Here is a 22,069-nt window from a genome sequence, read left to right as displayed (position 1 = left end):
GTTTCACCGCTCGGTCATCGGCAGCTCTTGGGTCGCCGCCCACGACGCGAGCAACGCGAGACCGTCGGCCGACGGAGTACCCGCGGCCGCGGTGTAGACGTTCAGGCGCAGATGGGGTTCTGCGGGCAGCTCGAGGGTCTCGACGTCCAGATCCAGTTGGCCCACGACGGGATGGCGGACCCGCTTACGGCCGGACCGGTGCAGCCGCACGTCCTGAGACGCCCACCGTTGCCGGAACAGCTCACTGCGCGTGGACAACTCGCCGACCAGAGCGATGAGCTCCTCGTCGTGTGGATTACGGCCCGCTTCCATGCGGAGTTTCGCGGCGGCGTCGCGGACGATCTGGTCGTAGTCGACGAAGAAGTCCTTCGCGGCCTCGGGTTGCAGATACACGAAGCGCGCGGTGTTCGCGGGTCGTCGTGGATCGGCCAGCACCGGCGAGTACAGCGCGCGAGCAAGCTGATTCATCGCCAGCACGTCGTATCGGCCGTTGCAGATCCAGGCCGGCGCATCAGCGATGGCGTCGAGCACCTGCTGCAGCGTCGGGCGCACCGCTGCGGCCGGCTTGGGTCGACGCGGGCTGCTGGGCGCTGCCGACCGGCGGGCGAGGTGGAACAGGTGATCGCGCTCGGCTTCGTCGAGCTGCAGGGCGGCGGCCAATGCGTCGAGCACACCGTCGGAGGCGCCGGCGAGGCTGCCGCGCTCCATGCGCACGTAATAGTCGACCGACACCCCGGCCAGGAGCGCCACTTCTTCACGACGGAGCCCTTTGACCCGGCGGTTGGTGCCATAGGCGGTCAGCCCCGCCTGCTCGGGGGCGATGCGGGCGCGACGCGAGCCGAGGAACTCCCGGATCTCGGCGCGCAGATCCGTCGTGGCCATCCCCCCACCGTAGGTGGGACGCGCCGGCCGAGGGAGGTACTGCTGGTACCCCGACCGCCGGCGGTCCCGCCGCTCACGTCCCCGACGCGGTCGTGGCGATACCGCCGTCGACCGGGACGATCGCGCCGGTCAGGTACGAACCGGCCCGGCTGGCCAGGAATACCGCGACACCGGCCATATCGTCGTCGCGGCCGAGCCGGCGCAGCGGCGCCGACTCGATGATGGCGTCGCCCATGGCTTCGATGGCCGACGCCATCATCTGCGACGGGAACGGCCCCGGCGCCACCGCGTTCACCGTGACGTGGTGCGGGCCCAGTTCCCTGGCGAGAACTCTGGTGAGTTGATGCAGCGCCGCTTTACTGCTCGCATACGAATAGTTGGGCGACTGGGCGACGTGGATGGCGGCGATGCTGCCGATGTTGATGATCCGCGCGGGATCATCAGCGCTACCCGCCCGGCGCAGCGCCGGAAGGAGCGCCTGGACCAGCCAGAACGGCGATTTGAGGTTGACATCGAGAACGGCGTCCCAGGCCTCCTCGGGGAACGTCGCCAGCGGTTCGCGCCACATGGCGCCGGCGTCGTTGACCAGGATGTCGAGGCGCTGCGAGTCCGACGTCACGAGCCCGGCGAGGCGTTGGCACTCGGCGTGGCTGGACAGGTCGGCCGGAATCGCGTCGACATCGCCGTAGCTCGCCAAGTGTTGCTGGGTCTGCGCGCACGCGTCGGCACTGCGCGAGCTGATGGTGACGCGGGCGCCGGCCTGCAGCAGACCGCGGGCGATCATCCGCCCGATGCCCCTACTGCCACCGGTGACCAGCGCATGTTTGCCGGTCAGGTCGAAAAGGCCAGTGTGCGAGGTGAAATCGTTGTGGTCCATCGTCACCAGGTTGGCAGGACGACCGGAGCGCGGGGAGACCCTGACGATACCGGTACCCGCAGAGCCACCCCGGTTGCGGACGCTCGAACGTCACGCTGCGGCGTCGATCGCCTTGATGGTGATGGTGAACGGGCCCTGCTGTTTGTCGAGGATGTACACCGATATCTGGTCGATGCTCGACGGGTCGAGCGTTCTCGGCGCGTCCGGTGCCGGCGCCAGCCGCATGCCCACCGGTTCGAAGCTCGCGACGGGTAGTTCGTATATCCGCTCCACGGCGGCGTCGGTGGAGAAGCGCTGGATGTAGGACCATGCCTGCTCGGCGACGCCGACCTTCAACAGATAGGTCTTACCGTCGCCGACGGCACGCACGCGTAGTGCGGTGGCCCCTGCCGCCCGTTGTCCGATACCCGGATCCTGTGGGCTCTGGGCCGAGGCGAATCCACCGTTGTTCGCCAGCGAAACCGTTCCGGAGAACACCAGATCACCATCGCCGAACGTGACGCTCGAGGTGGACGTACCGCCCATGACGGGGTCGTTGACCGTCGTCCAGGCGGCCACCTCGCGGGCATCGGTGAGGTCGACGAGGTTCTCGCCGGCGGGAGCCGACCGAGCGTCGCCACACGACACCGCGGCGAGCGTCGAGCACGCGGCGACGATCGTCACCGGCAATCGTATCGACATCAACAGCGGCCCGGACCATCGGTCATCTCGCGGCTGCGCATGGGCATACCGTCGATCACGGCATAGACGGTGTGGAGGTCCGGTACATCGTCGATGCGCAACTTCTCGCCACCGTCCTTACCGATCAACACTGCTGTGAAGGCGCTGTCGTCGATCGCGTACCGGTCCTTCAACCGACGTGACTGGTCGGCGCTGAGCGCACGACCGTCGAGGGTGCTGGTTCCCTCGGTCACCACCACACCGATCACCATGTCGCGATCGTCCACGTCGCATCGGTCGACCTCGATGCGGTTCAGCGTCTCCGCGAGCCGGGGGTCGCGGTCGGTCGGCGCGAACAGCAGCAGCGGACGGCGCTGCCAGAGGTAATCGTCGAGTTCGGTGGCCGCCGCGGTCGCTGGCCCGAGGGCGCCGCCCGAGACCAGGACGGCGAGGAGGAACGCCAGGTGGGCAACGCCGCGGGTGAGGGCCATAGTACTTCTCGAGCTTACCGACCCGCGCCCGGCCGGCGGCCGTCGTCGCGTCCGGGACCGCCGTGGCCACGCTGCTACAGTCGACGGGTTGCCGCCACCGATACGAACGCAGTCCATGAAACGCCGTAGTGCCAGCTCCGCCCCAGAATCCTCCTCGGCGGCCGCTCTTCCCCCGCTCGACATCGTCGGCTCGGACATCCTCCCCCCGGTCGATCCCCGTACTCGCCGACTCTTCGGCGTGCTCGAACGGTGGGCTCCCGTGATCGGGTCGCGCTGGGCGGTGGAGTTGTGGTGCACCCCGCCGGTCATCGAGTCGAATCTGAAAATGCCTCCCGGGGTGGCTGCGGGCAGACCGATCGACGCCCACTGGGGCGGTCACCGCGTCGTCGGTGAGGAATGGGGTGAGGGGCCTCCGATCTATCTCGTGCACGGCTGGGGCGGTCGGCGGCCGCATCTGGCGATGTTCGTCAAACCCCTTGTCCAAGCGGGCTTTCGCGTCGTCGCCTTCGATTTGCCCAGCCACAACGAATCCGATCCGGGTGCACTGGCACCGGGGCGCACGACCCTGGTCGAATGTGCCGAGGCGGTCGCGGCCATGATCGCCGCGCACGGGGCCGCCCACGCCGTGGTGGCGCACTCGCTCGGGGCGAATGCGACAGCGTTGGCGGCCGCCCGTGGCGCCCGCGTCGGCCGGTTGGTGTTCCTCGCACCGATGGGTGAATTCCCGCTCTACCTGGATCTGTTCGCGGCCCGGCACGGGTTCGGCCGGCGCATCCGCAAAGGCCTGCACCGCCGCCTGGAGAAGCGCATCGGCATGCGGTTATCCGACACGAACCTGACCAACCTGGGACGCCGGGCCGGGTACCCGCCCCTGCTCGTCATCCACGACCCGGACGATCCGGACAGCCCCTGGGCGGCTAGCGAGCAGGTGGTCGCGGCATGGACCGGTGCGCGCCTGCTCACCACAAAGGGATTGGGTCGGCTGGCTCATTACCGGATGCTGCGCCATCGACCGGCCATCACTGCCGGCGTCGAGTTCATCGGTCAACCCGCCGCCGGCGACTGAACGTCGTCGGTCCTCGGGTCACCGCACACTGCGAGGTCCGAGCAGGTCACCTCGGACACTGCCGTGGACGGTGCGCGTCGCTACCAGGCACCAGGTGCCGAGCAGGCACACGTACCCGATGGCAGCGGCGATGCGCAGCGCCGGCAGGCCGGTGTGCACCGCCAACTGGGTGGTCCCGGTGACGAAGGTGCCGACCGGGAATGTCAGGCTCCACCACGTCAAGGCGAACGGCATGCCGCGGCGCAGCGTCCGAATGGTGAGGGACGTGGCCAGCACGATCCACAGCACGGCGAATCCCCATACCGGAACGCCGAAGAGCACGGCGAAGATCTGCAAGCCGTTGGCCACCTGCGGATCGACGGCCGCTGCGGCGTTGCCGCCCAGCAGCCCGGCAGCGGTGATGGATTGGCCTAGGGGGCCGAGCACGATCCACAGGGTGGCTACCCGCGCGGTGCCAGAGGTGCCGTAGTGGACGAGCCTGCTCCAGATCATCGTGGTGATGATCAAGGCGGCGATCATCGACAGACCGAACATCGCGAAACAGGCGTACAGCATCGTGGCCCGGCCGGTGTCGGTGCCGATGTGCGGAATCAGCAGGGCCCCCGTCGCAGCGGACACCATCGGCGGCACCACCGGCATGAGCCAGCCACCGAAGGCGGCGTCCGGGCCGACGTCGTGCTGGGTGACCATCAGGAACGGGATGGTCGCCGCGGTGAACAGTCCGCCTGCCGTGCCCAGGATCCACAGTGTCCAATCCAGACGCAGCGCCGCGTCCGCGCCGATGACGTCACCGCCCACCAGCAGTGCCCCGGCGCCGACGGTGAGCAGCGCCATCGGTGCCGCACCGTAAAAGTGCGCCATCTGGGCGTTGTGCGCGTGGCTGCGCGCGACGGTGGGATGACGTAGCCAGAACGAGCCGACCAGCACGACCAGTACCGCGAGCATCGCTGCGGCGAGGACCCAGACCACCTCGGCGAAGCCGCGTAGGCCCGGCGCCTGAAGCGGCAGGCCGGCGGCGGCGGTGGCGACGATCCCGGTACCCATGACCGAGGCGAACCAGTTAGGGCCCACATGGTGAAGCCGGCGGCGCGAGGGGGCGAGAACCGGGGCGGTCTCGGGCGCCGCGATGGCGGACTGCTGCATGATTGTCACGTTACGGAGCTCATGAACTGCAAATTAGTGCTCGAGACACAACCAAAGTTTGTGAGTTGATCACTGCCTGCGGTGGCGGCGCACCGCGGCGATGTGGCTCAGCAGGTCGCGTACCGCCCCCGCGGGGGGAGTGCTGGCGCCCACCCACACCGCCCGCAGCGCGCGGTGCAGCTCGAGGTCGGCGACCGGCACGACGCGCAGGCGGCCGAGCTCGAGATCGTCGGCGACGGCCAGCTTGCTCAGCACCGCCGGACCGGCTTGGGCGAGCACCGCGGCGCGGACGGCAGCGGCGCTGGACAGCTCCAGCGCGGGCGGTGCCTGCTGAGCGTGGATACTGCGGTTGAGCGCCGCAGTCAGGAATTCCCTTGTACCCGAACCCTTCTCGCGCGTCACCAAAGCGGTGGCGGCCAGTTCCTCGGCGGTGATGGGTTGCGGTCGGCGGGCCCACCGGTGCGTCGGCGGTACCACGAGGACCAGCTCGTCGTGCGCGACAGTGGTGCTGCGCAACTGGCGAGGCACCCCGGGGCTCTCCACGAAGCCCAGATCGGCGTGGTCATCGCGGATGGCCGAGATGACCTGCTCGCTGTTGGCCGCGGTGAGGATCACCTCGGCCGGCGCTGCGTGCTGCCGGGTGACGCTGTCGCGCCAGCTGACCAACCAGCGGGGCAGCAGCTGTTCGGCGATCGTCAGGCTCGCGGTGATGCGCAACCGGGTCTTGCTGTCGTCGCGCAGGCTGGCCATGCCCGCATCCACCTCGTGCGCGACGCTGAGCAGGCGATCGGCCCACTGTGCGGCCACCGCGCCCGAGGGGGTCAGGCGGGAGCCGGTCTTGGTGCGGATGACCAGCCGCACACCGGTCTGCCGCTCCAGGGCAGCGACACGGGCGGATACAGCCTGCTGAGTGAGCCCACACTCGCGTCCGGCGCCACTCAAGCTGCCGGTTCGGGCGATCGCGAGGAGGACCTCCAACGATCTGAGGTCGGGCATTCTCCCGCTGAGCTGCACACGGCTGACCTTAAGGCCGTCGCGGCGTCGTTGTGGCCAGGTGGGCCTAGCAGCGGACGACGCACGCAACCTGGGTGCAGTCCACCCAGGATCCCCGGCGTCCGGGCGACTAGCGTCGACGGCACAGCGTCCGCGGCGACGAACCGTCCATCGCAGAGGATCAGTGATGAAGCGAACCGCTCTCGGTGGTCTCGAGGTGTCAGCCCAGGGTCTGGGCTGCATGGGGATGAGCGAGTACTACGGGGCGACCGATTGGGACACCAGCATCGCCACCATCGGCCACGCGATCGACGTGGGTGTCACCTTCTTCGACACCGCCGACCAGTACGGCTCGGGCCACAACGAGGTGCTGCTGGGCCGCGGGATCGCCGGACGGCGCGACGCCGTTCAGATCGCCACGAAGTTCGGCATCGACCGCAGCGGTGGTGACGACGCCCGGGTCCACCGGGGCGACCCGCCCTACGTCAAGCGGTCCTGCGATGCCTCGCTGCTGCGGTTGGGTGTCGATCACATCGATCTGTACTACCTGCACCGACCGCCGCAGAACGCCGAGATCGAGGACACCGTGGGCGCGATGGCCGAGCTGGTGCAGGCAGGCAAAGTGCGGTATCTCGGTCTCAGCGAGGTCAGCGCCGAACTGCTGCGCCGCTCCCACGCCGTGCATCCGATCGCCGCCGTGCAGAGCGAATACTCGCTGTGGACCCGGGAGGTCGAGGAGGTGACCCCGGTGATGGCCGAGTTGGGGATCGGCCTGGTCCCCTACGCACCGCTGGGGCGGGGATTCCTCACCGGCACGGTGCAGACGGCGACGTTGGATCCCAACGACTTTCGCGCCCGCAATCCCCGCTTCACCGGAGACGCCGGGCGCGACAACCAGGTCATCGCCGACACGGTCCGCGCCGTCGCCGAGCGGCTCGACGTGCTGCCGGCGCAGGTCGCCCTGGCCTGGGTGTACGCCCAGGCGCCGCGATTGGGTGTGCCGGTGGTGCCGATTCCGGGGACCCGGCGCAGCGACCGGCTCGATCAGAACGTCGCGTCACTGGCGGTCGAACTGGACGCCGACACGCTGGCGCAGCTGCAGCCGCTGAGCGACCTGGTGGCCGGCGGCCGCTACGGGAACCGGGGGGTGCGCTGAGACATCGCCGAGGCGATGGCGTGCGGTCAGCCCAGGAGCGGAATGCGCCGCGCCGTCAGGGTGTCGAGCCGAGCCTGCATCGCCGTGCGCACACGCTCTGCGAGATCCTCGGGGGATTCCTCGGCAGCGGGCACGATCTGAGGCAGCACTGCGGTGACCAGTTTGGTGGGCAACGGCAGATACGGCAGCAGGCCGACCACGCCGAAGCTCAAACCCCACGGTACGGACAGACTGATCGGAAGAGCTTTGACGCGGAGCGATTTCCGTAGTCGGAGCGCCCGGGCCGTGGCCTGCCCGTCGCTGAGCACGAGCAGAGACTCGCCTGTCCCGGCCGTCACCACGGGCACGATCGGAACCCCATGTTGCTGTGCCAGCCGGGCGAAGCCGGCTCCGTGGAATTTGATGAGATTGCGGTCGCGCCATGACTTCCCGGCGTCGACGTCGCCGCCGGGAAAGACCAGGACGTTGTGCCCGGCCTGGAACGCCTCGTCGGCAGCGGCTGGGCTGCCCGGTACCCCGCCCAATCGTTCGACCAGCGAACCGACCCCCAGCGTCCACGCGATCTGATGGACCATCGCGGTGGTGGGCCGGGCCACACCCGCCGCCTGACGCGCCGCGACGAAGGCCCCGACGTTGAGGTCGATGACCCCGCCGAAGCCGTGATTGCATACGAAGAGCACCGGTGTGTCGGGCACCGGCGCGTCGACGTGAATGTCGTGGCGGTGGTAGACGCGCAGGTAAGTCTGTATCGCTGTCGACAGCCAACCTGGTGGATCGATCTCAGGCTGCTCTGTCATGCCGGACGCCGGTAACGGTCCCACTGGCTCTGTCGCTGCTGGTGTGGCGGCGCGCCGATGCGCATTCAGACTCCTCGGCTCGGACACATGGTGTGCGAACGCTACCAAGAACGAATCCGCCCGTGGCCGGGAAGCGTTCAGTCGCTCGGAGTCGGTGGCGTCGTGCTCGCGCCCGGTCGGCAATAGGGGCTCACCGGATATCGAGTGCGGCGCGGACGATGCTGTCGGCGTCGATGCCGTGATGGCGATACACGGCGTCCAGATCGCCGACCTGTCCGAAGGTGCTGACCCCCAAGGATGCGTTGCGCACCCGGTTGATCGTCGCCAGGAAGGTCAGCGTGTGGGGATGCCCGTCGAGAACGGTGACCATCGGTGCAGCGCGTTCGGCGGGGAAGACCTGGTCGAGGATCCAGGACGACGCCCCGACGAGTCCGCCACGGGCCTGGAGTGCGCGGAAAAGCAGGTCTGGGCTCGTCACACAGACGACTTCGGCATCCACACCCATGTCGGCGAGCCGATCGGCGGCCTCGACGGCCTCGCTGACGATGGCGCCCATCGCCACGAGGCAGACCGCCGGCGCCACGCGGTGTCGCAATGTGTAGGCCCCGGCAATCACCTGTCGGCGACGCCGATCACGCGCCGCGGGGTCGGTGGGGATGTCCGCCAGCGCTTGCCGGATGGGCCGGGTCGACAGCCGCAGATAGGACGACGTGCCGTCGGGACGACCCAGCTGGCTGAGGCAGTGCAGCAGGATCCACTCGACCTCGGCCGCGAAGGCCGGCTCGTAACTGGTACAGCCGGGCTGCTCCAGGCCGATGGACGGCGTCTTGATGGACTGGTGCGCACCGCCCTCGGCGGCCAGGGTGACCCCCGACGGGGTGCCGACCAGGATGGATTGGCCACCGGCGTAGATGCCGAATGACCATGGCTCCAGGGCGCGTTCGACGAACGGGTCATAGAGGACTCCGATAGGGAACAGGGGTTGACCCCACCGGCTCCAGGTGGCTCCCAGTTCACCGAGCAAGCCCACGAGATTGACCTCGGCGATGCCGAGCTCCATGTGTTGCCCGGTCGGCCGCTCCCGCCAGTGCATGAGGGTGTCGGCGTCATCAGCGAACCAGTCGGGGCGTTCGGAAGGTGACCACACGCTGACTTTGTTCAGCCATCCGGCGAGGTTGGTGCTGGAGCTGACGTCCGGACTCACGGTGACGACGCGTCGAGCCACCTCGGGGGCCTGGCGGGTCAGATCGAGCAGCGTCCGGCCCAGCGCACTCTGCGTATTCGACACCGCCGGGGGAGTGCGGCCGAGATCGGCCGGCACCTGCGGCGGCGTGACGGCGTGAAAATCATTGCGCCGCAACCGTTCGGCGGTCCGTAGGCAGAGCCACCCGGGCGATGAGTCGGGATCGAAACGCCGGAAGGGCTGCTGCGGATCCTCGCCGAGCGCACCGGCGAGTTGCGCGAACTGCTCATCGGTCAGCAGCGAGGAGTGATTCTGCGGGTGACCCTGAATGGGCAGTCCGTAACCCTTGATCGTGTACGCGAGAATGACCGTCGGTCGCGAGTCGTCGATCTGACGGTAGGCCTCCTGCAGGGCGGTGATGTCGTGGCCGCCGAGGTTGCCGATGGCCTGCAGCAGCGTGGCGTCGGGCAGATCGGCGATGAACTCCGCCACGGCGGCGGCCGTGGTGCCGTCGCCCGGAAGACGGGAGCGCAGGTCTGTTGCAGAACAGCGCAGCAGTCGTTGATATTCGGGGTTGGGCATGGTCAGGATCCGGGTGCGCAGGGCGTCGCCGCCGGGGCGGCGGAACAACCCTTCGAGCAGGGCTCCGAATCTCACCGTCAAGACCTGCCATCCCGCTGCACCGAACATGTCGTGCAACCGGCCGGCGGCGATGTGGGGTACCACCCGATCCAGCGACTGGCGGTTCATGTCGACGATCCAGACGATCTCGCCCAGCTCCTGCACCGTGGGATCCATGACGGCTTCCCAGATCGCACCCTCATCCAGTTCGGCATCGCCGACCAGGGAGTACTGGCGGCCGGTCCCGGCGCCGCCGAATACGGTGTCGACATAGCGCCGCGCAAAGGTGGCCCACAGTGGCGCGGTCGCACCGATTCCGACCGATCCGGTGGAGTAGTCGACGGGGTCGGGATCTTTGGTGCGACTGGGGTAGCTCTGCAGACCGTGGAATTCCCGCAATGTGGTCATGTAGTGCTCATCGAGGGCGCCGAGCAGGTAGTTGATGCTGTGCAGCACCGGTGAAGCGTGCGGTTTGACCGATACCCGGTCCCCGGCTTCGAGCTGATCGAAATACAGCGAGGTCATGATGCCGACCATCGACGCTGACGAGGCCTGATGGCCCCCCACCTTCAACCCGGTCGGATTGGGGCGAATGCGGTTGGCGTGGTGCACCATTGCTGTCGACAGCCACAGCACGCGCTTGGCGATCACGTCCAGATCCGACACGTCGGCGCGATCCTTCTCACGGGCAACGGGCTCCGGTGGGTGAGCAATCGTCACGGCGTGTCACCTGTCCTTCGGGTTACGCGGAATGTTGATCGACATCGGCGCGCGCATGTGGATAGACGTCCACCCAGACGCCGTCGACGAATGCCCGCAGCCGGTCGGCATCGCGCGGACCGGTGCGGGTGCGCCACACCACGTGGCCGTCGGGGCGCACCACGACCGCACCCTGCTCGCCGACTTCGAGGAGTTCGTGGACCCGACGGGTCTCGCCGGTGGAGGCCGTCAGGGCCACCATGACCAGCGGTACCGCCAGCGGCGTGCGGGCGAGAGCTTCCGACCAGCCCTGCGGATCGGCGGTGAAGAGCGTCAGACCTCTGCGCGCGACGGCGTCGTGGGTCGACATCTCCGCGTCGCCGTCTCCGCAGATGGTCGCGTGCGGCAGGCGTGCACCGGGATGGGTGGTGGGGTGGTAGAGGCCGACATCCCCGTCCGGGCAGCGGCCCTCGACGTCGTCGATCAACGGGCTGCTGTAGGTGTAGCCGAACTCCAGGCCGCTGGCCACGAAGTGCTCCTCTTGCCCGGGTATCGCAGCAGCCATCCGCCGACGTAGCCGGCGGCTTCGGGCGGTCCGTCGCAGCAGCTTTCGCGTGCGCGACAGCTGAAGGTCGGTCAGCGCGTCCGCGACACGAGCGATCACCGGATCGGGCACCGAGCCCAGCGGCAATCTGCCGATGAGTTCGGTTGCCTTGTGCAGCGAGCGGTTGGTGACGCCCAGGGGCTTGGTGACGTCATCGAGGGTGAAGTGGTTGTGGGTGCTCTGTTCGGCGAACCGCGTGACGACCGGGCGCCGCTCGGTCTCGTAGGTGTCCAGCAGCTCCCCGGAGGCCCCGTCGCGCAGCACCGCGGTGAGCTTCCAGGCCAGATTGTGGGCGTCCTGCACACCGCTGTTGAGTCCGAAGCCACCGGTATGGGGAAAGCGGTGGGCGGCATCGCCGATCAGCAGCAGCGGTCCGCTGCGGAACCGCTCGGCGATCTGCTTGGTCATCGTCCAGGTTCCGGTCGACCGGATCTGGTAGTCGACGGCTCCGATCACCTCGGGAAGGACGCGGTGCCAGTAGCGCCGGCTGTCGCTCGCGATCGGCTGGGCGGCGTGCAGATACGGCGTCATCAGCACGTAGTCGTCGTCGGCATGGGCGATCATCACCCCACTGAAGCGGGGGTGGTAGATCCAGCTCAGCAGAGGTCGGGTGGCGTCGTTCGGGTACAGCTCGGGCGCGTGGAAGAAGACGCTGCCCATGTTGGCCAGTACCGGACCGGTCATGCGGATGCCTGCGGCGTCGCGCAGCGCACTGTTCGCCCCGTCCGCGGCGACGACGAAGCGCGGCGCGGCGAAATCGGTCTGCTCTTCCGGCGAGCGAAGGGCAAGCCGCTCGCCGGTGAGTTCGGCACGCCAACCCCGCCGGAAGTCGATGAGCGGCTCGCGGTCGAGAGCGTTCCACAGGTTCGGCATCAGCAGATGCTGGCCGATATGTGAGATGAGGTGGGCGCTGTGCGTGCGGACTTCGGCAAGTCGGTCGGGTTGGGAGAGCAGATCGATCTCTCCGATCGGGGCGGATCGCACGTCTGTGCACCAGCGGATGATGTTGACCGTGTCGATGGCCGGCGTGATGGTGTCCAGCGTCCGTCCCAGTTCCGGCGAAGCCTGGTTCCAGATCTCCAGGGTGCGAGCGTTGACCACGTGCGCCGCCGGGTGCAGACGGGTATCGCGGCGTTCTTCGACAACCGTGCAGGGGACGCCGTGGCGGGCGAGTAGTAGCGCGAGGGTGGATCCCGAGGCGCCGGCGCCGACGATGACGACTTGTTCGGTATCCATGCGTCACAACGTCTTCCAGGTGATGGCGCGCTTGTTGGAGCGGGGTTTGGTGCCGGGACGGGTCCCGGCGCCCCGTTGCAGCAGCTGCTCGCGCTGCACTCCCGCGCGGAGCTGTTCGAGCAGGTAGTCCGGATCGATGTCGGTGCCGATGGGGTTCTCGGCGAAGTCGGAACTGTTGAAGTACTCGGCGGTCCCCTGAGCAGTGGGGAAGTTCTCCGTCTGGAACTCCAGCCGGATACCCTCCGGGTCTTCGTAGTAGAGGCTTGTCGTAGGTCCGTGGTTTATGGACCACACCGGGCGGATGCCGACCTTTTTGAGCCGTTCGTAGGTCAGCAGCAACTTCTCCACCGAGGTGAACGTGAACGCGAGATGGTCGATGCCGTAGGTCTTGCGGCGCCAGCGCGACAGCGGGAAGGCATATCGCACCGGTGGAGGCAGTTTGACCAATGCCAGCCGGTGACTCTCGTGGTCCCAGGTGAGAAAGGCGATCTGGTTGTCTTCGTGCACCACACGGGCGCCGAAGACGTGTCCGTACCACTCGATCATCTCGGCGCTGCGCGCGGTTTTGACGACCCAGTGGGCGATGAAGTCGGGCACCAGTCGGTCGGGAAGCCGGTCGAGATCCGGAGCGGCGGAGGCAGAGTCGGCGTTCTGCGGGTCGGACGGTTGCAGAGGGCTCGGTGTGGCGCTCATGAACGGCCTTTCCTACTCAGTGGGTGGGGGCGACGATGGTGTTGCGCTGTGTGCCGAGGTCGAGCGATCCGGCGGCGTTGCGGATCGAGGCGGTGACGACGTCACCAGGCTGCAGATAGGGCTTGCGCTGGTTGAGCTTGACGAACGCCGCCCACAGCTTGTCCTCGGGCAGAAGCGCCGTGGCCAGCCGGCGGATGACGGGGGGTGGTGAGCCGGCCACGATGCCGTGTGGTGTTCCGGTCATCAGGACGTCGCCGGATGTCCAGTTGCAGAATTCGCTCAGTTCGGTCAGCGTCTCGGCGGGCCGGTACAGCATGTTTGCGGTGTTGTCGGCCTGCCGTGGTGACCCGTTGACCTCGAGTCTGAGTTCCAGATCGTCGAGGAGGCCGAACTCGTCGGGTTCGAGGACCGCCAGCACCGGCCCCAACGGACAGAACCCGCGATAACTCTTGCCTTTCAGGAACTGGCCCTGCGGCAGTTGGATGTCGCGGGCGGACAGGTCGTTGCCGATGGTCACCCCGAAGACGTACTCGTGCAGGTTCTCGGTCGTGATGGTGGTCGGGGTGTCGACCGGGCCCCGCAGCACCAGCGCCAGCTCGATCTCGTAGTCGAGCAGGCTGACGTGGGCCGGGCGGGTGATCGGGTCACAGGGGCCGGTCACGGCAGCGTCGGTCTTGTCGAAGAACAGGTTGAACTCGCGCTTGTCCGGGTCCATTCCGGACTCGATGGCGTGTTGGCGGTAGTTGGCGCCCTGGCACATCACCCGGCACGGGACGGTGACCGGCGTGAGTAACTCGACATCGGCGAGCCTGACGGCACCGTCCTGCGCTGCTGCCGCCGTCCAATCCGCGATGCCGCGGTCGATGAGGTCGGTGGTGCTGGGGTAGTCGCCGCCGAGAGGCGAGATGAGGTCCCCCTTCAGGACACCCCACGAGGCAAGGTCAGCGTGCTCGTATCGGACGAGATGGACGACCATCGACAACTCCCGCGTCTGCCGGTCGCTCGACCGGCTCAAGGTCGAGTCAACTGCCGGGACACCATCACGAGCCTGGATCGAAGACCGAAAATCCCGGCACGGGTGTGGTCTTCAGTCCAATTATCGCCGAGCCGGCGGCAGGACCGCGCCGCCGAATTCCTCGGCGAGGACGAGGGCGGCGTGCAGCTGGAGCCGGCGAACCGATGCCGGCCGACCGCGGAGTTGCTCGGCGCGCTGCACGCGGTAGGCCACGGTGTTACGCGCGATGTGCAGATCTGCTGCGGTAGCGGCCAGGCTGCGGTCGAGGTCGAGGTAGCGCTTCAGCGTATGGCGAACAGCGGTCACCGATTCTGCGTCGCCGCCCAGATCGCCCAACTCGCGGGCGACCAGCTCGCGGGCGGCCGGTAGGTCGGCGCTGAGCATGGCGACCATGTCGAGATCCTGATAGCAGAACGACCAGGCCTCCCGCATCGACATGGCGCCGACCCGCGCCGCCTCGGTTGCCTGCTGATGACTGGTCCGGAACCCCTCGAGGCCCGCACCCGGTGTTCCGATCGCGATGCGCACACCCGGGGGCGGTGGAGCCGTGGGGACCGCCGCGTACGGTGGCTTCGCGGTTCTCGAGCCCCAGGCCCACACGCGTTGCGCGCCGATGGGAAGGACGAGTGTCGCGGCGCACCCGGCAGCGGCCAGAGTTTCCGATGCCGCGGCCCTGAGCTCGTGCGGTTCGGCGGCGACGGCGCGTGCGCTCCAGACGATCACGGCCAGATGCCACCGACCCAGGTCGTAACCCAGGATGCGCGTCGCCCGGTCCATCGGCACGGATTCGCCGCGCAGCAGATCCTCCACGATCTCCGCGCGCAGAGCCAGCGAACTGGTCAACCATGCTTCGTGTGCGCGGGCGTACTCGTCGGCCATGCGTTTGGTGAGGACGTCGACGATGCCGAACAGGGCCGCATTGATCCGTCGCATCTCGGAGAAGCGTTGCGCCACGGGCACGACGCGTTCGGCGGCGTCGAGCAGAACCTCGACGGCGGTCGCGTGCGCGAGGTGAATGCTGCGCAGCATGTGCTCGATGCCGATGCCGCGGGACACCACTTCCGTCGGACCTGCAAGGACCTCGGACATCGCCTCGAACGGGACGTCATGGTCGAGCGCCAGGGCGGACAGCGCGCCCAACGCGACGGCCTCGCAGCCCTTGGCGACCTCGTCGGCCACGGCATCCACCGCGAGTTCGGGAATCGCGTGGGTGACGGTGGTCGCCATCAGTGCGCCGAGTTCGATGGCCCAGCCCGTCGGACCAGGCCCCAACAAGCCGGCCAGCAGCCGGGCGCGTTCCGGGAGTACGGAATTGCCGGGAATGGTGTGAGGCGTCCGGGGTTCGAGTTCGGCGAACCAGGGACGGGTGCTCATCGCTCCGTCGGGTGTGGGCGCCGGCGCCGGTGCACCACTGCGACGGCCCCCGACGCCGGCGCATTGGTGATCCCGCGCGAGCGAGACTTCTCATCCGGTTCGGAAGTGGGTTCGACTGTGTAGGTGCGCAGCAGCTCTCGCAAGGTGATCAGCATCTCGGTGTTCGCGAATGCCGCACCCACGCAGCGACGGACACCACCCCCGTAGGGAATCCACGCGCTGGTGTCGGGTTTCGTGTCGGCGAAGCGGGACGGGTCGAAGCGCAGCGGATCGGGGTAGTTCGCCGGGGACGTGTGCGACAGCGCGATGCTGGCGATCACCGTGTGTCCGGCGGGCAGAACCCACTCCCCCAGTCGAGTGCGGCGCTTGGTCACCCGCAGAACGCCCGGAATCACCGGGCGGCTGCGCTGCACCTCCCAGACCGTCGCCTGCAACAGATCCGAGCCACCGGCGTCGATGTCCTCGGCAAGCCGGGACAGGATGTCGGGATGGCGGCGCAGCCGCTCGACGGCCCAGGCCAGCGTGGTGGCCGTGGTCTCGTGGCCCGCGGCCAGCAGGGTCTGCAGCTCGTCGATGATGTGGTCGTCGGGGAGAGGTCGGCCTTCGTCGTCGCGGGCGGCGACCAGCATGGCCAGTACATCGGTGCGTTTGTCGAGATCCGGTGCGGTTCTGGCGCGCTGGATCAGCGTGCCGATGATGTCGTCGCAGGTGCGCCGCATCCGTTCCAGGCGGCCCCAGGGGCTCCACGGACCCACGTCGCGGCGTAGGGCTGCAGGCAGCACGGTGAGTCGGGAGGCGAGCAGAACCGCCGGCGGCAGCACCTCGCGCAATGCCGCCAGTTCGGGGCCCTCGGCACCGAACACGGCGCGCAGGATCGCGTTGAGGGTGATGCGCATCATCGAGGGCAGCGTCGCGAAGGGCGTGGCCACGGGCCAGGTGGCCAGCTCGCGGGCCACTTCTTCTTCGATGATCTGCTCGTATACCTGCATCCGCTTGCCGTGCAGAGGCGGCATCAGCAGTTTGCGTCGCGCGAGATGTGCGGCGCCGTTGAGACTGAAGGTGGAGCCCGGACCGATGACGTCTCCGAGGTTGGTGATCGTATCGACCAGATCTCCGGCGGTGAACAGTTCCTTGATCAATTCGGGATCGCTGAGAACGACGCTGTCGCCGAATAGCGGCAGCGAAGCGCTGAACGCCGCGCCGTGGCGCTGGCGGGCCCATTCGAGGGCGCGTGGGCGGTTGACCAGCATCGCCGCGCCCTGGACGATCCGCGGAGCCGTCGGACCCGGCGGTAGTCGTATGGGGTCGTGAGTCGGGTGAGCCATGGAGCCTCCTCTAGTACGCCAATGTACTAGAAGTAGTACACAGGTGTACCAGGCGGCCCGCGGGGTTTTCCGGAGGGCAGTGGCGCACATCGGGTCGCCGCGCCGCCACAGTCGCCGCTGCCGGACCTACCATCGACCTGGCAGAAGGGACGCAGGTTGAACGCAGTGGACGAGCGCGCAAGCGTGCGGCGCGACGCGGACATTTCGCAGATCTACCGTCGCCGCCTTCTCGACGCGATGGCGGATTCGATCGCCGAAGTGGGCTACGGAAGCACGATGGTGGCCGACGTGGTCCGGCGGGCCCGTACATCCAAGTCGAAGTTCTACGCGGTGTTCGAAGACCGCGAGGCCTGCCTGCTGGCTTTGTTGTCGGAGACCAACAGCGCCAACCTCGCCGCAGTCGCTGCGGCCGTCGACCCGACCGCGCCGTGGCAGACCCAGGTCCGGCAGGCGGTCGAGACGTGGTTTGACTGTTCCGAGCGTCGTCGGCATGTGACGCTCAGCTGGATCCGCGATGTTCCCGCTCTGGGTCCGGCCGCGCGGTCGCTGCAGCGCGACGCCATGGACCGCTTCGTTCAACTCGTTCAAACACTGAGCGACACAGCCGAATTGAAGGCCATGGGGATCAGTCCGATCCCACAGGCACGCGCGGTGCTCCTGATCGGTGGCCTGCGGGAACTGACGGCGCACACCGTCGAACGCGACCGGCCGCTGGCCGAGGTCACCGAGGAGGCGGTCCGCAGCAGCATCGCGCTGATCAACCCCGCTGTCTAGGGCGAGACACAAGCCCTACCACCACCCACATCGGGTTTCGCTGCATCGCCTGAGCGGCGTACCGCTGACCCGTCGTCGTTGACAGTGTCGCGCTCCACCGCCTAGCCTTTTGACTACATGCGTTGTCAAAGTGAGCTCCAGGGAGGGTTCGTCATGAAGGTGCCGATCCCCACGCGCCACCCGGACCGTCCGCGACCCGTCCCGGCCGGCGCGACCCCATGACCATGACCGGTGAGCGCTCCGAGAACGCGCTCGACGATGTCGACTTCAATCGTCGCGACCACCCCGACAAGCCGCTGCGGCCCATCCCGCCGGGTCGCGACCACTTCTCCGCCCAGTGGCGGCACATGCGCGAGTTCATGTTCGGGGGATGGATCGACATCGACGAAGAGGTCGAACCCAACGAGCTCACCCGTCTGCGCGACGACTACTTCTGGCAGGGCGACGAATACATGGTCGGCGTCGTCGACGCGTTCGAGCGCATCGGTCACGAGCGGGGCCGCGCCCTGTTCGAGCGGGCACTGACCTCGGGCATCGACACCGTCGAGGACGCTCCGCCCGAACTCGTCGACTTCTTCGAGCACCTCGACCGGCTGCCGGGCCAATTCGATCTGATCGCCGCCGAACGGGGTCGGATGCTCGCGATCTCGAGCACGACGGCGGCGACGACGATCATCCGCGGTTGGGCGTTCTACGAAACCGCGATGACCGGGGACATCTCCGCGGCCACCGGGGCCACCGGCCGATTCGCCGACGACGGTCCGCGTCGATTCATCGAGACCGCGCGGGTGTTCGCGGAGGTCACGCTGCCCGACATCTTCGACCGGAACTCTGAGGCCTTCCAGGACGTGGTGCGGGTGCGGCTGATGCATGCGTTGGCCAGCCGTGGGCTGCGGCGTAAGTGGGGCGACAAGGTCTATCTCAAGTTCGGCGAACCCATCCCGGTGACGTCGCTGTTGGGATTCGGCAGCGGCATGCTGCTCGGCCGGCTGGTCGACCACGCGTTCGGGCGTACCTTGACCCCGCAACAACTCGAGGACCTCGCCGAATACTCGTCGTTCTCCGGCCGCCTGTGGGGCGCGCCGGAGCGGCTCTACTCCCCGAACGGGCGCGAGCTCATCAAGTCGCTGAACTACGTCCTGGCCAGAGGTGGCGAACCCTCCCCGTGGCGAGCCCAGCTGGTGGACGCCATCGCCGGACCCGCGCACATCACCACGCTGACCGAGGCGCTTCCGGGCTGGGCCAAGGCCCTCGTGGCGCGCTATGCCAACCAGATCACCGCGAGCGTCGCACTGGCCCCGGCGGGCGTCGTGTTCGGCCACGAACAGATCGACGCGATGCTGGCCGGCACCCTGTTCGAACCGCTGAGCTACAACTTCGCCCGCCGGGTGCGCATCTTCGAGAACCTCACCCGGCTCAATGTCGGCCTGGCCGTGGTCGCCGACCGGCTCCCGTGGTCGAACCCCATCCGGGAACGCCGGAAGACGACCGGCGCGGCCGCCCGCGAGCGGATCGCCATGTTGAACCGGATCGCCGCGGACCTGCAGGTACCACTGACCTACACCCACCACGACCGATCGACATCGGGCGAGGGGTTCACCGGATAGCGACGGGTGGACATCGCCGGACTTCGTTCGTAGCCTGTCCGAGGACATCGACGGCCGGGCCGATACCGGGTTCCTGCAGCAAAGGATCGTGACCATCCGAGTGACCAGCGTGCGCCGGACTCTTCGGCGATCGGCGTACGGCTCGGCGGTAGCCGTCCTCGCGGTGGTCGGATCGCTGGGCGATGTGAAAGCCGACCCGGCGGCTGACGCGCTGGCGCGGCTCGACGAGCTCTCGCGCCAGGCGGTTCAGAGCCGTGAGGCCGTCACCCACGCTCAGCGCGAGACCGACCAGCGACGGGCCGAGCAGACCGCGGCCGAAGATCGCCACCGCGCCGATGTGGCGATGTTGACCGACGCCAACGCGCAACTGGTTCCGCTGCAGGCCGCGGTCGACCGGGTGGCGGTGATGACCTACACCAGCGGCGGGAGCGGCGAGTTGGCGGCAGTGCTGACCGCCGCGTCCCCGCAGATGGTGATCGATCGGTTGGCGTTGCAACGGGCTGTCGACGCTGCGGTCGCCGATCAACTGGTCGCGTTCCGGGTGGTCCGCGCGCGCGCCGTCGCCGCCGCCGGCGCTTCTCAGAGATCGGCCGCCGACGCCCGCTCCGCCGCCGAGGCGGCTGCAGCCGTGCGGGCAGAGCTCCAGGCCAAACTGAGCGAACTGCTGCGTCAGATGGCGGCCGCCGAGGCGCAGTACGCGGCGCTGACCCCCCGGCAACGGGCCATCGTCGACAGTGCGCCGCCACCGAGTGCTCCCGCCCCGGTCGGCCCGGCGATCGAGGCGGCCCCGGCGGTGCCGCCCGGCGACCTCGCCCCGCCGCCGGCCGTCGTGGCGCAGAGCCCGGAGGCGCTGCCGGTCGGCGTCGCGTCGGAGGCCGGATTGCAGCCGAACACCGTGCTGGCCGCCCGGGCGGTCAGCCAGCAGTTCCCACAGATCGCCGAGATCGACGGGGTACGGCCCGATTCCAAGCCGTGGCATCCGAGCGGGCTGGCCATCGACATCATGATTCCCAACCCCGACAGCCCAGAGGGCATCGCGCTCGGCGACCAGATCATGGCGTTCGCGATGGCCAACGCCGGCCGGTTCGGTCTGCAGGATGTGATCTGGCGCGGCACCTATTACACGCCAGCTGGTCCCCAGGCATCCGGATACGGCCACTACGACCACGTGCACATCACGGTGTTGCCCCGCGGCTAGGTGCACTGACCTGAGAGGTCAGGTACGCAGGAACGACTCCAACTGCCGCGCAGGGGACGCGCCCACTGGGTAACGTGACCGGAGATCGCCCGAGCCGGTTTTCGAGCACAGTGAGGGAATGCCTTGGTCTTCTATGTCTTTCGCTGCGAGACCGGGTGCGCCATCACTCGGCAGAGATATTCGATGCACACCCGTCCGGATGCGATCGAATGCCCCACCTGCGGTGGGCCGGCCCGGCGGATGATGGCCGCGCCGCATCTGGGCGGCGCCGCGATGGCACTGCAGGACGCCACGCGGGCCACCGCCGACCGGCCCGCGGTCGTCAGCTCGCCGCCGCCCGCGGGCAGTGCTGTGCGGCGTCGGGTCAGCACCAACCCCCTGCACCGAAAGCTCCCGCGGCCGTAGAAGGAGATCCCATGCCCGACATCGTCTTTCCGCTCGACTCGACCAGGAAGTTCACCGAGCAGGAGAAGCTCGGCCACAACCGGTGGCATCCCGACATCCCGGCAGCGGTGACGGTCAAGAAGGGGGACTCTTTCCGGGTGCATTGCCGCGAGTGGTTCGACGGGGCGATCGTCAACGACGACTCGGCCGACGACATCCTCAACGCTCCGCTGACCACCGTGCACGTCCTGTCGGGGCCGATCGCCGTCGAGGGCGCCAAACCCGGCGACCTGCTGATCGTCGACATCCTCGACGTGGGTCCGATCCCCCAGGAGGATTCCGGTCCGCTGGCGGGTCAGGGCTGGGGATACACCGGCATCTTCCCGACTCAGAACGGCGGCGGCTTCCTCACCGAACAGTTCCCCGACGCGTACAAGGCGATCTGGGACTTCTCCGGACAGAAGGCCACATCGCGCCACGTCCCCCACGTCGAATTCACCGGCATCGTGCACCCCGGTCTGATGGGCACCGCGCCCTCGGCTCAGCTGCTGTCCACCTGGAACACCCGCGAGGCGGCGCTGATCGCCACCGACCCCGACCGCGTGCCGCCCCTGGCGCTGCCGCCCGAACCCCAGGACGCGATCCTCGGCGGCCTTTCCGGAGATGCGTTCACCAGCGCCGCCGCGGAAGCGGCGCGCACCGCACCGCCGCGGGAGAACGGCGGCAACCAGGACATCAAGAACCTGACCAAGGGCAGCCGGATCTTCTATCCCGTGTTCGTCGACGGCGCGAATCTGTCGGTCGGCGATCTGCACTTCTCCCAGGGCGACGGCGAGATCACCTTCTGCGGTGCCATCGAGATGGGCGGATTCATCGACCTGCGCGTCGACGTCATCCCCGGCGGAATGCAGACCTACGGCGTCAGCGAGAACGCCATCTTCATGCCCGGCAACACCGACCCGCAGTATTCGGAATGGCTGGCGTTCTCCGGCACCTCGGTGACCCTGGACGGTGAGCAGCGCTATCTCGATTCGCACCTGTCCTATCAACGCGCCTGCCTGCACGCCATCGACTACCTGACCAAATTCGGTTACAGCCCCGAACAGGCCTACCTCCTGCTGGGTGCGGCGCCGATCGAGGGGCGGCTCTCCGGGGTCGTGGACATCCCCAACGCCTGCGCCACGGTGTACATCCCGACGGCGATCTTCGACTTCCCGGTGTCGCCGTCAGCGGCAGGTCCGGTGCAGATCGATCCGGGCATCGGAGCGCCGCACTCGGCGTTCTGAGGTCG

The 22,069-nt window shown here is 68.2% G+C and carries 20 protein-coding genes; 7 read left to right on the top strand and 13 right to left on the bottom strand.

Going from position 1 to position 22,069, the window contains the following annotated elements; translation table 11 throughout:
• Positions 1 to 3: 3 nt before the first annotated feature.
• From ACN27E_RS17630 to ACN27E_RS17615, 4 genes are all read right to left on the bottom strand, one after another.
• Positions 4 to 882: a helix-turn-helix domain-containing protein gene (locus tag ACN27E_RS17630; protein ID WP_422743393.1), complete on the bottom strand. Its 879-nt coding sequence runs from the start codon at positions 880 to 882 to the stop codon at positions 4 to 6.
• Between the two features lie 73 nt (positions 883 to 955).
• On the bottom strand, positions 956 to 1,759 hold the full coding sequence (locus ACN27E_RS17625; protein WP_422743392.1) for an SDR family oxidoreductase: 804 nt from the start codon (positions 1,757 to 1,759) through the stop codon (positions 956 to 958).
• A gap of 90 nt (positions 1,760 to 1,849) precedes the next feature.
• Positions 1,850 to 2,422: a CIA30 family protein gene (locus ACN27E_RS17620; protein ID WP_422743390.1), complete on the bottom strand. Its 573-nt coding sequence runs from the start codon at positions 2,420 to 2,422 to the stop codon at positions 1,850 to 1,852.
• Positions 2,423 to 2,439: 17 nt separating this feature from the next.
• The gene (locus tag ACN27E_RS17615) at positions 2,440 to 2,910 is read right to left on the bottom strand and encodes a DUF4174 domain-containing protein (protein WP_422743388.1); all 471 of its coding nucleotides are present in this window, start codon (positions 2,908 to 2,910) and stop codon (positions 2,440 to 2,442) included.
• Positions 2,911 to 3,025: 115 nt separating this feature from the next.
• Between ACN27E_RS17615 and ACN27E_RS17610 the strand changes: the two genes are divergently transcribed.
• The gene (locus tag ACN27E_RS17610; RefSeq protein ID WP_422743386.1) at positions 3,026 to 3,976 is read left to right on the top strand and encodes an alpha/beta fold hydrolase; all 951 of its coding nucleotides are present in this window, start codon (positions 3,026 to 3,028) and stop codon (positions 3,974 to 3,976) included.
• 18 nt (positions 3,977 to 3,994) lie between these two features.
• Here ACN27E_RS17610 and ACN27E_RS17605 read toward each other — a convergent pair whose 3' ends face one another.
• Both ACN27E_RS17605 and ACN27E_RS17600 read right to left on the bottom strand, forming a co-directional pair.
• Positions 3,995 to 5,119, bottom strand: coding sequence for a TDT family transporter (locus ACN27E_RS17605; RefSeq protein WP_422743384.1), 1,125 nt, complete (start codon positions 5,117 to 5,119; stop codon positions 3,995 to 3,997).
• A gap of 69 nt (positions 5,120 to 5,188) precedes the next feature.
• Positions 5,189 to 6,133, bottom strand: coding sequence for a LysR family transcriptional regulator (locus tag ACN27E_RS17600; protein ID WP_422743382.1), 945 nt, complete (start codon positions 6,131 to 6,133; stop codon positions 5,189 to 5,191).
• A 166-nt stretch (positions 6,134 to 6,299) separates the two neighbouring features.
• On the opposite strand from ACN27E_RS17600, the gene ACN27E_RS17595 reads away from it, so the two are divergent.
• Positions 6,300 to 7,268 (top strand): aldo/keto reductase, encoded by a 969-nt coding sequence (locus tag ACN27E_RS17595; RefSeq protein ID WP_422743380.1) that lies wholly within the window; start codon positions 6,300 to 6,302, stop codon positions 7,266 to 7,268.
• 26 nt (positions 7,269 to 7,294) lie between these two features.
• Here the strand turns inward: ACN27E_RS17595 and ACN27E_RS17590 are convergent, their stop codons facing one another.
• The 7 genes from ACN27E_RS17590 to ACN27E_RS17560 all read right to left on the bottom strand — a co-directional run bounded on the left by ACN27E_RS17590 (position 7,295) and on the right by ACN27E_RS17560 (position 16,815).
• A complete protein-coding gene (locus ACN27E_RS17590) occupies positions 7,295 to 8,065 on the bottom strand; it encodes a 1-acyl-sn-glycerol-3-phosphate acyltransferase (protein ID WP_422743378.1) in 771 nt (256 codons plus the stop codon).
• Between the two features lie 190 nt (positions 8,066 to 8,255).
• The gene (locus ACN27E_RS17585; protein WP_422749951.1) at positions 8,256 to 10,535 is read right to left on the bottom strand and encodes a transketolase-like TK C-terminal-containing protein; all 2,280 of its coding nucleotides are present in this window, start codon (positions 10,533 to 10,535) and stop codon (positions 8,256 to 8,258) included.
• Between the two features lie 76 nt (positions 10,536 to 10,611).
• Positions 10,612 to 12,408 carry an FAD-dependent monooxygenase gene (locus tag ACN27E_RS17580; protein WP_422743376.1) on the bottom strand — a complete coding sequence of 599 codons (1,797 nt, stop codon included), beginning with the start codon at positions 12,406 to 12,408 and terminating at the stop codon, positions 10,612 to 10,614.
• A 3-nt stretch (positions 12,409 to 12,411) separates the two neighbouring features.
• Positions 12,412 to 13,101 (bottom strand): VOC family protein, encoded by a 690-nt coding sequence (locus ACN27E_RS17575; RefSeq protein ID WP_422743375.1) that lies wholly within the window; start codon positions 13,099 to 13,101, stop codon positions 12,412 to 12,414.
• A gap of 16 nt (positions 13,102 to 13,117) precedes the next feature.
• Complete coding sequence (locus ACN27E_RS17570; protein WP_422743373.1) at positions 13,118 to 14,077, bottom strand: fumarylacetoacetate hydrolase family protein; 960 nt, start codon at positions 14,075 to 14,077, stop codon at positions 13,118 to 13,120.
• A 120-nt stretch (positions 14,078 to 14,197) separates the two neighbouring features.
• The gene (locus tag ACN27E_RS17565) at positions 14,198 to 15,490 is read right to left on the bottom strand and encodes a PucR family transcriptional regulator (protein WP_422743371.1); all 1,293 of its coding nucleotides are present in this window, start codon (positions 15,488 to 15,490) and stop codon (positions 14,198 to 14,200) included.
• Complete coding sequence (locus tag ACN27E_RS17560; protein ID WP_422743369.1) at positions 15,487 to 16,815, bottom strand: cytochrome P450; 1,329 nt, start codon at positions 16,813 to 16,815, stop codon at positions 15,487 to 15,489. The genes ACN27E_RS17565 and ACN27E_RS17560 overlap by 4 nt, the downstream gene beginning before the upstream one ends.
• Positions 16,816 to 16,980: 165 nt before the next feature.
• Between ACN27E_RS17560 and ACN27E_RS17555 the strand changes: the two genes are divergently transcribed.
• From ACN27E_RS17555 to fmdA, 5 genes are all read left to right on the top strand, one after another.
• On the top strand, positions 16,981 to 17,589 hold the full coding sequence (locus ACN27E_RS17555; protein WP_422743367.1) for a TetR/AcrR family transcriptional regulator: 609 nt from the start codon (positions 16,981 to 16,983) through the stop codon (positions 17,587 to 17,589).
• Positions 17,590 to 17,807: 218 nt separating this feature from the next.
• Positions 17,808 to 19,196: an oxygenase MpaB family protein gene (locus ACN27E_RS17550; protein WP_422743366.1), complete on the top strand. Its 1,389-nt coding sequence runs from the start codon at positions 17,808 to 17,810 to the stop codon at positions 19,194 to 19,196.
• A gap of 100 nt (positions 19,197 to 19,296) precedes the next feature.
• Positions 19,297 to 20,394: a glycoside hydrolase gene (locus ACN27E_RS17545; RefSeq protein ID WP_422749949.1), complete on the top strand. Its 1,098-nt coding sequence runs from the start codon at positions 19,297 to 19,299 to the stop codon at positions 20,392 to 20,394.
• 183 nt (positions 20,395 to 20,577) lie between these two features.
• Positions 20,578 to 20,799 carry a zinc ribbon domain-containing protein gene (locus ACN27E_RS17540; protein WP_422743364.1) on the top strand — a complete coding sequence of 74 codons (222 nt, stop codon included), beginning with the start codon at positions 20,578 to 20,580 and terminating at the stop codon, positions 20,797 to 20,799.
• Between the two features lie 11 nt (positions 20,800 to 20,810).
• A complete protein-coding gene (fmdA, locus tag ACN27E_RS17535) occupies positions 20,811 to 22,064 on the top strand; it encodes a formamidase (protein ID WP_422743362.1) in 1,254 nt (417 codons plus the stop codon).
• Positions 22,065 to 22,069: the final 5 nt, after the last annotated feature.

Origin of the sequence: Mycobacterium sp. WMMD1722 (assembly GCF_049315205.1) — a bacterium.
Classification (GTDB): domain Bacteria; phylum Actinomycetota; class Actinomycetes; order Mycobacteriales; family Mycobacteriaceae; genus Mycobacterium.
The sequence above is the reverse complement of the archived record's forward strand: the minus strand, read 5'-3'. Positions and strand labels throughout refer to the sequence as shown.

Coding starts and splice junctions, on each gene's coding strand:
- ACN27E_RS17630 (WP_422743393.1), bottom strand. CDS start 882: ATGGCCACGACGGATCTGCGCGCCGAGATCCGGGAGTTCCTCGGCTCG.
- ACN27E_RS17625 (WP_422743392.1), bottom strand. CDS start 1,759: ATGGACCACAACGATTTCACCTCGCACACTGGCCTTTTCGACCTGACC.
- ACN27E_RS17615 (WP_422743388.1), bottom strand. CDS start 2,910: ATGGCCCTCACCCGCGGCGTTGCCCACCTGGCGTTCCTCCTCGCCGTC.
- ACN27E_RS17610 (WP_422743386.1), top strand. CDS start 3,026: ATGAAACGCCGTAGTGCCAGCTCCGCCCCAGAATCCTCCTCGGCGGCC.
- ACN27E_RS17605 (WP_422743384.1), bottom strand. CDS start 5,119: ATGCAGCAGTCCGCCATCGCGGCGCCCGAGACCGCCCCGGTTCTCGCC.
- ACN27E_RS17595 (WP_422743380.1), top strand. CDS start 6,300: ATGAAGCGAACCGCTCTCGGTGGTCTCGAGGTGTCAGCCCAGGGTCTG.
- ACN27E_RS17590 (WP_422743378.1), bottom strand. CDS start 8,065: ATGACAGAGCAGCCTGAGATCGATCCACCAGGTTGGCTGTCGACAGCG.
- ACN27E_RS17580 (WP_422743376.1), bottom strand. CDS start 12,408: ATGGATACCGAACAAGTCGTCATCGTCGGCGCCGGCGCCTCGGGATCC.
- ACN27E_RS17575 (WP_422743375.1), bottom strand. CDS start 13,101: ATGAGCGCCACACCGAGCCCTCTGCAACCGTCCGACCCGCAGAACGCC.
- ACN27E_RS17570 (WP_422743373.1), bottom strand. CDS start 14,077: ATGGTCGTCCATCTCGTCCGATACGAGCACGCTGACCTTGCCTCGTGG.
- ACN27E_RS17565 (WP_422743371.1), bottom strand. CDS start 15,490: ATGAGCACCCGTCCCTGGTTCGCCGAACTCGAACCCCGGACGCCTCAC.
- ACN27E_RS17560 (WP_422743369.1), bottom strand. CDS start 16,815: ATGGCTCACCCGACTCACGACCCCATACGACTACCGCCGGGTCCGACG.
- ACN27E_RS17550 (WP_422743366.1), top strand. CDS start 17,808: ATGACCATGACCGGTGAGCGCTCCGAGAACGCGCTCGACGATGTCGAC.
- ACN27E_RS17540 (WP_422743364.1), top strand. CDS start 20,578: ATGCACACCCGTCCGGATGCGATCGAATGCCCCACCTGCGGTGGGCCG.
- fmdA (WP_422743362.1), top strand. CDS start 20,811: ATGCCCGACATCGTCTTTCCGCTCGACTCGACCAGGAAGTTCACCGAG.